Raw genomic sequence first — 8984 nt, 5'->3', positions numbered from 1 at the left:
TGGTTGGCGCGCTGATCAAGCTCCCGGTACGTCAACTGCTGTTCGCCGAACTGCAACGCGATGGCTTGCGGCGTGCGAGCTACCTGGTCTGCAATCAGTTGGTGAACCGCGCGTTCAAGGGGGTAGACCGTGACGGTGGCGTTCCAGTCCTGCACCAGGATTTGGCGCTGCGCGTCGTTCAACAGGTTCAGCTCGCCCAGCGTCCGTGCAGGCTGGGCGCACATCTGCTCGAGCAGGCAACGCAAATGGCCGTCCAGTGCCTCAATGAACGGCGCACTGAAGTGCTGCCGATCGAAGCTGTAATGCAAGGCCAGGGTCTGCCCCAGGGTCACACCAAGCGTCAGTGGGTAGTTGGTCTGGTCATGATTGGCCACCGCGCCAAACGCCAGGCCGCTCGGCGCACCGTGTTCCAGTGCCTGCGAGACCGGATAGTTTTCGAACACCAGCAACGTGTCGAACAACGCCGCGCCGCTGTGGCCCGACCAGCGCTGCACATCGAACAACGCCGTATGCTCATGCTCGCGCAACGCCAGGCTGTGCGCCTGGACGGCTTGAAGCCATTGATCAACCGTCTGTTCAGGCTTGGGATTACCCACCACCGGTAACGTGTTGATGAACAGGCCCAACTGCTGCTCGATGCCGGCAAGGTCAGCCGGACGTCCCGCCACGGTGGAGCCGAAAGCAACGGCGTCACGGCCGGTGTAGCGCTGCAACAGCAGCAACCACGCGGCCTGGACCAGCGTATTGACGGTCACCTTGCGCTGCCGGGCAAAGCCTTCCAGCTGCCGCGTTTGTTCAGCAGGCAGCGCCTGGTGGAACAGGCCATAACCCGAGGTATCCCGGGATCGATCGCCGCCCGTCAGGGCCGATGCCAATAGTGTGGGCTCCTGCAATTGCGCCAGGTGTTCTTTCCAGAACACCTCGTCCGCCGCGCCATCCTGGCGCTGCAACCACTCGATATAACTGCGGAAACGCCCCGCCGGCTGTGCGGGCGCGTGCCCGCCATACCGCAGGAAAACCTCGCCAAGAAGCTGCGAACTGCTCCAGCCATCCATCAGGATATGGTGGTTGGTAAACACCAGATGATGACGCCGTGGCCCGGTCTTAATCAGCGTCAGGCGCAACAGGCCCGGGCGCTCCAGCTCAAACCCTGCCGCACGATCGGTCTCGACAAAATTCGCCAGTGCCAAAGCCAGGTCCCCTCGGCCTTGCCAATCTTCACAGGTGAACGTCAATGCGAGCCGACGATGGATCACCTGCAGCGGCTTGGCCAACTCGCCCTGCCAGAGGAAGCTGCTGCGCAAGATGTCGTGGGCATCGACGCACGCTTGCCAGGCCGCGCGAAACCGCTCGACGTCCAGGCCATCGATATCCACGCACAGCTGGTTGATATAGGTGCCGTTTGCCTGCTCGTACAAGCTATGGAACAGCATGCCTTGCTGCATGGGCGACAGCGGGTAGATATCCTCGATATTCGCCGGATTCTCCAGGGTATCCAGACGCTCCTGTTGCAGCCCCGACAGCGCCACGTCCGACGGTGTAAGCCCCGCCGCCTGCGCGTCGCAGCAATGCTCAATCACCTGTTGCAGGGCCGTACGGTAATCGTCGGCCAGACGCTGCACGGTGGAGGTGGCGAACATTTCGCGACTGAACGTCCAGCGCAACTCCAACTCACCGTCATAGACCTGGCCCTCAATCGACAGCCAGTTATCCAGCGGGGCGTCGGCGTCCTGCTCGGCGCCAGCGCCCTCGCCTGCGGGTACGAACAAGGCGCCTTGCCCGGCGTCGAAACTGCCGTCGAACTGCCCCAGGTAGTTAAAGGTTATCCGGGGTTGCTCCAGCCCCTTGAGAATCCGCCGGGTCGCCACGTCACCTTGATAACGCAATACGCCAAAGCCAATACCTTTAAGCGGAACGGCGCGCACTTGCTCCTTGATCTGCTTGATCGATGCCGCCAACGAGGCTGCCGTGGTCAGCCGCAACGGAAACAGACTGGTGAACCAGCCGACGCTGCGGCTGAGGTCGATGTCGTCAAACAACTCTTCGCGGCCGTGGCCTTCGAGTTGGATCAGCGTATCGGCCTGCCCCGTCCAGGCCCCTGCCACCTGTGCCAACGCGGTCAACAAAAGATCGTTGACCTGGGTGCGATAAGCCCCGGGCGCGTCCTGCAGCAATTGTCGGGTCAACTGTGGGCTCAGACGGCTGCGCACCACGTGGGCATGCCGGCACTGGAGGCTGCCGTGAGGGTTTTCACAAGGCAGCGGGCGGCTGGCGCCGTGCAGTTGCGCCTGCCAGTACGCCAGTTCCCGTTGCGCGTCCTCACGGCGCGCGTACCCCTGCAAATGCTTGCTCCAGGCCTTGAATGAACTGGTCTTGGCCGCCAGGTTGACCGGCTGTTCCGCCAGCGCCTGACGATAGCCCTGCTGCAGGTCCTCCAGAAGGATGCGCCAGGACACGCCGTCCACCACCAGGTGATGGATGACCAGCAACAGCCGCTGGCTGCCATCGGCCAGCGTCGCCAGGACCGCACGCACCAGGCTGCGTTGCAGGTCGAGGCTGCGCTGCGCGTCAAGCCACAGTGTTTGCAATTGAGCATTATCCCCGACAGTGGCCTGCCAGAGCACGTCATCGGGCACCGTAGCCGGCTCGGCAATCTCGGCACTCCAGCCATCTACGCCGTGGGTGAACCGGGCCCGCAGGTTGTCGTGATGAACCATCAAGGCACACAAGGCTCGGCTCAGCGCGTCGGCCTGCAAGGGTTCCAGCGCACGCAGCAGCACCGCCTGGTTCCAGTGATGCCGTACCGGCACTGGGGTTTCGAAAAAAAGCTGCTGGATCGGGGACAGTGCCAGCACACCGGTGACCGGGCCCTGGTCCACGGTAAAAGCCTCGCCGTCGAGCCGGGCAACGCCCGCCAGGGCCTTGACGGTCTGGTGAATGAACACATCCCGAGAGCTCAGGCCTATACCCGCCTGACGCGCTCGGCTCACCACCTGGATGGAAATGATCGAATCACCACCCAACTCGAAAAAATTGTCGTGCAAGCCCACCTTCCCAAGCTTCAGCACGTCTTGCCAGATACCCGCGATGGCCTGCTCCAGCGGGGTTGCGGGCGCAACGTAGGTTTGCTGGACCTGGCCGGCGTCCGGCAATGGCAAGGCCTTGCGGTCCAGTTTGCCATTGGGGCTCAACGGCAATGCATCAAGGAACACCACGTGCCCGGGCACCATGTAGTCCGGCAAATGCTCGGCAAGCTGTGCGCGTATCGCCTCGCGCAACGAGCCTTGTTCCTGAGCCTTGTCGGCGGGCACCACATACCCCGCCAACTGCAGGCCGCTGGGTCCGGGAACTGCCAGGACAATTGCGTCACGCACGGTGGGCAATTCCAGCAGACGCGCCTCGATTTCCCCCAATTCAATACGGAAACCGCGGATCTTCACTTGGTGATCGATACGCCCGACGTATTCGAGCACACCCTCGGTGTTGAACCGCGCCAGGTCGCCGGTGCGATACAGGCGCGCACCCGAGCCGCTGAACGGGTCAGGCATGAAGCGCTCGGCGCTGAGGGATGGCCGGCCGAAGTAGCCACGGGCCAACAGTTCACCACCGATCACCAACTCACCCACTACGCCGATGGGCGCCGGCAGGCCGTTGTCGTCCAGCACGTACAGGCTGCGCCCAGGCAGTACATGACCAATAGGCAGCGTCAGCGGGATCGGCTGAGCGCCCAGGACATAGTCGGTGCAGTCCAGCGTGGTGGCGGTGACCGTTGCCTCTGTCGGCCCATAGGTATTGAGCAGGCGCACCGCGCAAAGTCCGGCCTGGCGCCAGGCCAAAAGGCCTTCGGGCGGCATTGCTTCACCGCCACTGTGTACCTGGCGCAGTACGCCATAATCCCTGGGGCCCACGGCGGCGAACTCCTTGGCGAGCATGTTCCAGTAGGCGGTGGTCAGGTCCATGACGCTGATACGCTGCTCGATCAGTTGGCGATACAGGGTCTCGCTGTCCCAGATTTCGTTGCCGCGCAACACCACCGATGCCCCGCAGATTAGCGCCGGGTACAGTTGCTCGACGAAACCGTCGAAGTTGAAGGTGGAAAATTGCAGCACCCGATCGGAGGCGCTCAGGCCAAAGAACTGCAACGACACAAAGGCATGTCTGGTCAGCGACGCATGGGTAATGCCGACGCCTTTCGGGCGGCCGGTGGAGCCCGAGGTGAACATCACATAGGCCAGGTTCTCGCCATCGACGGTACCGACCGGATTATTGCCGTCAGCCTCACGCCAGGCGTGGTCCTGGTCCAGGCACACACGTTGCACCGCGGGTGGTATTGGCAGGCGCTCCTGTAACGAGGACTGGGTCAGCACCAGCACACAGGCGCTGTCTTCGATCATGCACAGCAGACGGTCGACCGGATATTGCGGATCCAGCGGCACGTAACCACCACCGGCCTTGAGCACCGCCAGCAGCCCCACCACCATGTCCAGCCCGCGCTCGACGGCAATGCCCACCAGCACTTCAGGGCCTACACCACGCGCGACCAGATGGTGGGCCAAACGGTTGGCGCGCGTATTCAGCTCGCCGTAGCTGAGCACCTGCCCTTCGAAGATCAACGCCACTGCGTCAGGCGCCTGGGCGGCCTGCTGTTCGAATAGTTGGTGAACCGGGAGTTGGCTCGGATAAAGCGTGTCATGTCGCCCCCACTCACTCATCAGGCGCTGACGCTCATCGACACCAAGCAATTGCACTTCGCCAACGCGCTGGGCAGGATCGTCCACGATTCGGCGCAACACGCTGTGCCAATGTTGCGCCAGGCGCTGGATCGACGCGGCTTCAAACAAGTCGGTGGCGTAGGTGAATGAGGCGTGCAACTGCCCGGCTTTCTCGAAGGTATCCAGGCTCAAGTCAAACTGAGTGCTGCGGCTCTCCCACTCGATCACGCCCAATTGCAGCCCGGACTTCAAGGTGAGCCGGGTAACGTCCGCGACCTCTGGCTGATGGTTGTACATCACTTGAAACAGCGGGTTGTAGCTGAGACTGCGCTCAAGCTTGAGGGCCTCGACCAGGCGCTCGAACGGCAAGTCTTGATGGGACTGCGCGCCCAACGCGGCTTCCTTGACGATCGCCAGCAGTTCACGGACCGACGTTTGCCCATCGAACGGCAGGCGCAGTACCTGAGTGTTGACGAAGAAACCGATCAGCCCTTCGATTTCATTACGGTTGCGGTTGGCAATGGGTACACCGATACGCAGATCGTTCTGCCCGGTGTAGCGCTGCAACAGGACGGCAAAGGACCCAAGCAACAACATGAACAACGTCACGCCATGCTGGCGAGCCACCTGGCGCAGTTGATCGGCCAACCCACTGTCGAGCGTCAACTCATGGCGTCGGCCGTTGTAGGTGGGAATCGATGGGCGGGCACGGTCCGCTGGCAACTCCATCACCGGGTGCTCATCCCCCAGTTGCGCGAGCCAGTAATCCAGCTGGCGTTGCTGCTCGCCGGCTTCCAGCCAGCGACGCTGCCACAGGGCGTAATCACTGTATTGAATCGGTAGCGGCGCCATCTCCACCGGGGTTGCGCCATCGTGGGCGTCGTAAAAACGGCAGAACTCGTCGATCAGCACATTCATCGACCAGCCATCGGAGACGATGTGGTGCAGCGTCAGCAGCAGGACGTGTTCGGTATCGGCCAGCTTGAGCAGGCGTACCCGCAGCAGCGGCCCCTGGGCGAGGTCGAACGGACGCAATGACTGCTGCTCGACCTCCAGCACCACCTCGGACTCACGTTCGCCGGCAGGCAAGGCGCTCAAATCCACATGTTCGAGGGTCAAGCCCTGCTGCGCCGGCACTTGTAGAAGAGTGTCATCGGCTTGCATCTGAAACACCGTACGCAAGGTCTCGTGACGCTCGATGAGGCTGACGAACGCCTGTTCCAGGGCAGAAATATTCAGGCGCCCGGTCAGACGCACTGCCGCCGGCAGGTTATAGGCGCCGCTGTGGGGGTCCAGATGCCAGAGAAACCACATCCGTTGCTGGGCGTAAGACAGCGCCTGGCGGTCCTCTGCTTCTACGCCTGCCGGAATCGGAAAACGCGAAAATTCCACCCCTTCCCTCTGCAACGCCTGGAGGAACATCTGGCGTTTTTCCAGGGGCAACCCGATAAACCGGCGAGCAAGTTTCAAGGAGTCTTCAGCGTTCATTTCTTGGGATCCGGGGCAATAGGCAGGAAGCACAAAGGCACGTCGTCCCTATAAAACGAATCCGGAGGGGAAAAATTAGCGGGGGATTTGGAGCGCAGGCAACGGTGTCATCAAGGGTTACATCAAACACCGAGAGGCTCGGCGAGGCTGTCCTATCATTGACGCAACCCATCAATTGCAACTACATTTAGTTACAGGCAAGGATCGCCGTGTCGAAAAATGAAAAGCTGCTGGCCAAACTGCTCAATGAGCACTCGGCCTTTACCTGGCCCGAACTCGTCACACTGCTGCGGCGCCTGGGATACACGCAAATCGAAGGGGCGGGTAGCCGGGTCAGGTTCGACAGGGGCGACCCCAGTGCAATGATTACCCTGCACAAGCCTCACCCCGGCAACGAACTGAAACACTACATTCGGCGCCAGATCATCGAACAATTGAAATCAGGAGAACTGATTCAGTGAACAACCAGCTGAAACACAAAGGCTACATCGGCTCCATCGAAGCCAGCATCGAAGACAATTGCCTGTTCGGGAAGCTGCTTTTCATCAAGGCCCTGGTCAGCTACGAGGGAAAAACCGTCGCCGAGTTGGACGCGGCTTTTTGCAACGCCGTAGACGACTACATCGAGACCTGCCAGGCCCTTGGGCAAACACCGGAAAAGCCCTGCAAGGGTTCGTTCAACGTCCGTGTCGGCCATGACCTCCACTTGGCCGCTGCCCTCGCGGCAACCCGGCAAAAAGTGACGTTGAACGATCTCACGCGGCAGGCGCTGAACGAATTCCTGCAACATCGCGGCGCACTGGTGACAGGGTAATCACCCCAACCGCCGATACCCCAACACCGCTGCTCCCAGCACCACCGCCCCCGCCGCCAGCGCCACCCAGAACCCGCTGGGTGCGCCGAAGCGGTCAATCATCCAGCCCGAGCTGGCGGCGCCAATGGCCACGCCGATGCTCAGGCCGGTGATCAGCCAGGTCATGCCTTCGGTCAGGCGGCTCGGCGGGACGATTTGTTCCACCAACGCCATGGACACGATCAATGTCGGGGCGAAGAACAGGCCAGAGATGAAGATTGCCGCCGCCAACCCGGGAATGTTCGTCACCAGCAACAACGGCAGCGTAGTGATCGCCGTCGCCACGCCGCAGTACAGGAACTGGCGAGGCAACGGGGCTTTCAATTTCAGGGCACCAAACGCCAGCCCGGCCAGGCACGAACCGATGGCGTACACCGACAGCACAATGCTCGCGGCAGCCGGCTGGCCCTGGTGCTGGGCGAAGGCGACGCTGACCACATCCACCACGCCGACGATGACGCCCATGGCCATCAACAGCACCATCAGGATCAACACCGAGGGCGAGGCGATCAGCCAACGCCCGTGTTCGGCGTGGTGCTCATGCACCGGTGGTTCGGTCTGGCGTTGCAGCACGAAAGCGGTGACCCCAACCGCCAGGAACAGCGCCGCAATCAACGGCCCCGCTTCGGGGAACAGCAGCACGCATAAGCCCACCGAGACCGGCGGGCCAATAATGAACACCACCTCATCAAGCACCGACTCCAGGGCAAACGCGGTTTGCAGTTTGGGCTGGCCGCGATACAGCTCGGTCCAGCGCGCCCGCACCATGGCCGACATGTTGGGCATGCAACCGGCCAGGGCGGCGAAGATGAACAGCGTCCAGGTCGGCGCCTGCATGCGGGTGCAGAGCAACAACAGCAACAGCGCGCCGCCGCCGATGGACGCCGCCACCGGCAACACCCGGCCCTGGCCATAACGGTCCACCAACCGCGAGACCTGGGGCGCGCAAAACGCCGTGGCCAGGGCGAAGGTGGCGGTCACGGCGCCGGCCAGTCCATAACCGCCGTGCACTTGCGAAAGCATGGTGATCAAGCCGATCCCGGTCATGGAGATCGGCATGCGGGCGAGCATGCCCGCCAGTACAAAAGCCCTGGAACCTGGCGCCTGGAACAGCTCGGCGTAGGGGTTTGCCATGGTGTGTAACCTCTTCCTGAGCGCCCTGAAACTTGCTATTCGAGGTTTTCGGGGCAAAATACATACGGTGCGTATGTGACAAATCATGCGTAACATACGCGTCGTATGTCAATCACCTATTGTGAGCCTTATCCATGAGCCGAGCCCGTGCCGACATGATCGAAGACACCCGCGCCCGCCTGATCGCCAGCGCCCGCCAGGCCTTCGCCACGCAAGGCTACGCCCAGACGTCGATGGATGATTTCACCGCTCGCGCCGGCCTGACCCGGGGTGCGTTGTACCATCATTTTGGCGACAAGAAAGGCTTGCTGGCGGCGGTGGTGGCGCAGCTCGACGGTGAAATGGATGCGAGCCTGCACCTTATCTCCGAGCGGGCCGAGAACCCTTGGGACGGGTTTTGCGAACGCTGCCGGGCCTATTTGCGTATGGCTCAGGATGCCGAGGTCCAGCGCATTGTGCTGCAGGATGCTCCGGCGGTGCTGGGGACGACCGACCAGCAGCAATGCGTGGATTCGCTGTGTCGGTTGCTTGATGACCTGATGCAGGCGGGGGTCATCGAGCATGCGTGCAGCCAGGCGTTGGCGAGGCTGATCAATGGCAGCCTGGTGAGTGCATCGCTTTGGATCGCCCAGGATCAACGCCCGGGCGAGCGGCTGGAAGAAGCGTTGCAAGGGTTGGAGCTGTTGTTGCGGGGGTTGAAGGCCCATGCCGTTCGCTGAACGAATGCGGCGGGGGGGTTCAGGGATGCTTTGGGATTGAGTACATATCCGTTGCTGCGGTAACGGCCGCTTATGGTT

At 62.0% G+C, this 8984-nt stretch carries 5 protein-coding genes; 3 read left to right on the top strand and 2 right to left on the bottom strand.

The window, feature by feature from the left end:
- A partial coding sequence (locus tag HX875_RS31540; protein ID WP_177048834.1) for a non-ribosomal peptide synthetase occupies positions 1-6200 on the bottom strand: 6200 nt, incomplete at its 3' end.
- Between the two features lie 209 nt (positions 6201-6409).
- Here HX875_RS31540 and HX875_RS31535 point away from each other — a divergent pair.
- Positions 6410-6661, top strand: a complete 252-nt coding sequence (locus tag HX875_RS31535; protein ID WP_010166695.1) for a type II toxin-antitoxin system HicA family toxin — start codon at positions 6410-6412, stop codon at positions 6659-6661.
- Positions 6658-7014: a type II toxin-antitoxin system HicB family antitoxin gene (locus tag HX875_RS31530; RefSeq protein ID WP_177048833.1), complete on the top strand. Its 357-nt coding sequence runs from the start codon at positions 6658-6660 to the stop codon at positions 7012-7014. The genes HX875_RS31535 and HX875_RS31530 overlap by 4 nt, the downstream gene beginning before the upstream one ends.
- Here HX875_RS31530 and HX875_RS31525 read toward each other — a convergent pair whose 3' ends face one another.
- Positions 7015-8187: an MFS transporter gene (locus tag HX875_RS31525; RefSeq protein ID WP_177048832.1), complete on the bottom strand. Its 1173-nt coding sequence runs from the start codon at positions 8185-8187 to the stop codon at positions 7015-7017. It abuts the gene before it with no gap.
- 134 nt (positions 8188-8321) lie between these two features.
- Here HX875_RS31525 and HX875_RS31520 point away from each other — a divergent pair, with 134 nt between their 5' ends.
- Positions 8322-8906 (top strand): TetR/AcrR family transcriptional regulator, encoded by a 585-nt coding sequence (locus tag HX875_RS31520; RefSeq protein WP_177048831.1) that lies wholly within the window; start codon positions 8322-8324, stop codon positions 8904-8906.
- Positions 8907-8984 lie beyond the last annotated feature (78 nt).

The organism is Pseudomonas yamanorum, from assembly GCF_013386765.1.
GTDB classification, from domain to species: domain Bacteria; phylum Pseudomonadota; class Gammaproteobacteria; order Pseudomonadales; family Pseudomonadaceae; genus Aquipseudomonas; species Aquipseudomonas yamanorum_A.
The sequence above is the reverse complement of the archived record's forward strand: the minus strand, read 5'-3'. Positions and strand labels throughout refer to the sequence as shown.

Bases quoted from the DNA above. Each gene is read 5' to 3' on its own strand.
- HX875_RS31525 (WP_177048832.1), bottom strand. From the start codon at position 8,187: ATGGCAAACCCCTACGCCGAGCTGTTCCAGGCGCCAGGTTCCAGGGCT.
- HX875_RS31520 (WP_177048831.1), top strand. From the start codon at position 8,322: ATGAGCCGAGCCCGTGCCGACATGATCGAAGACACCCGCGCCCGCCTG.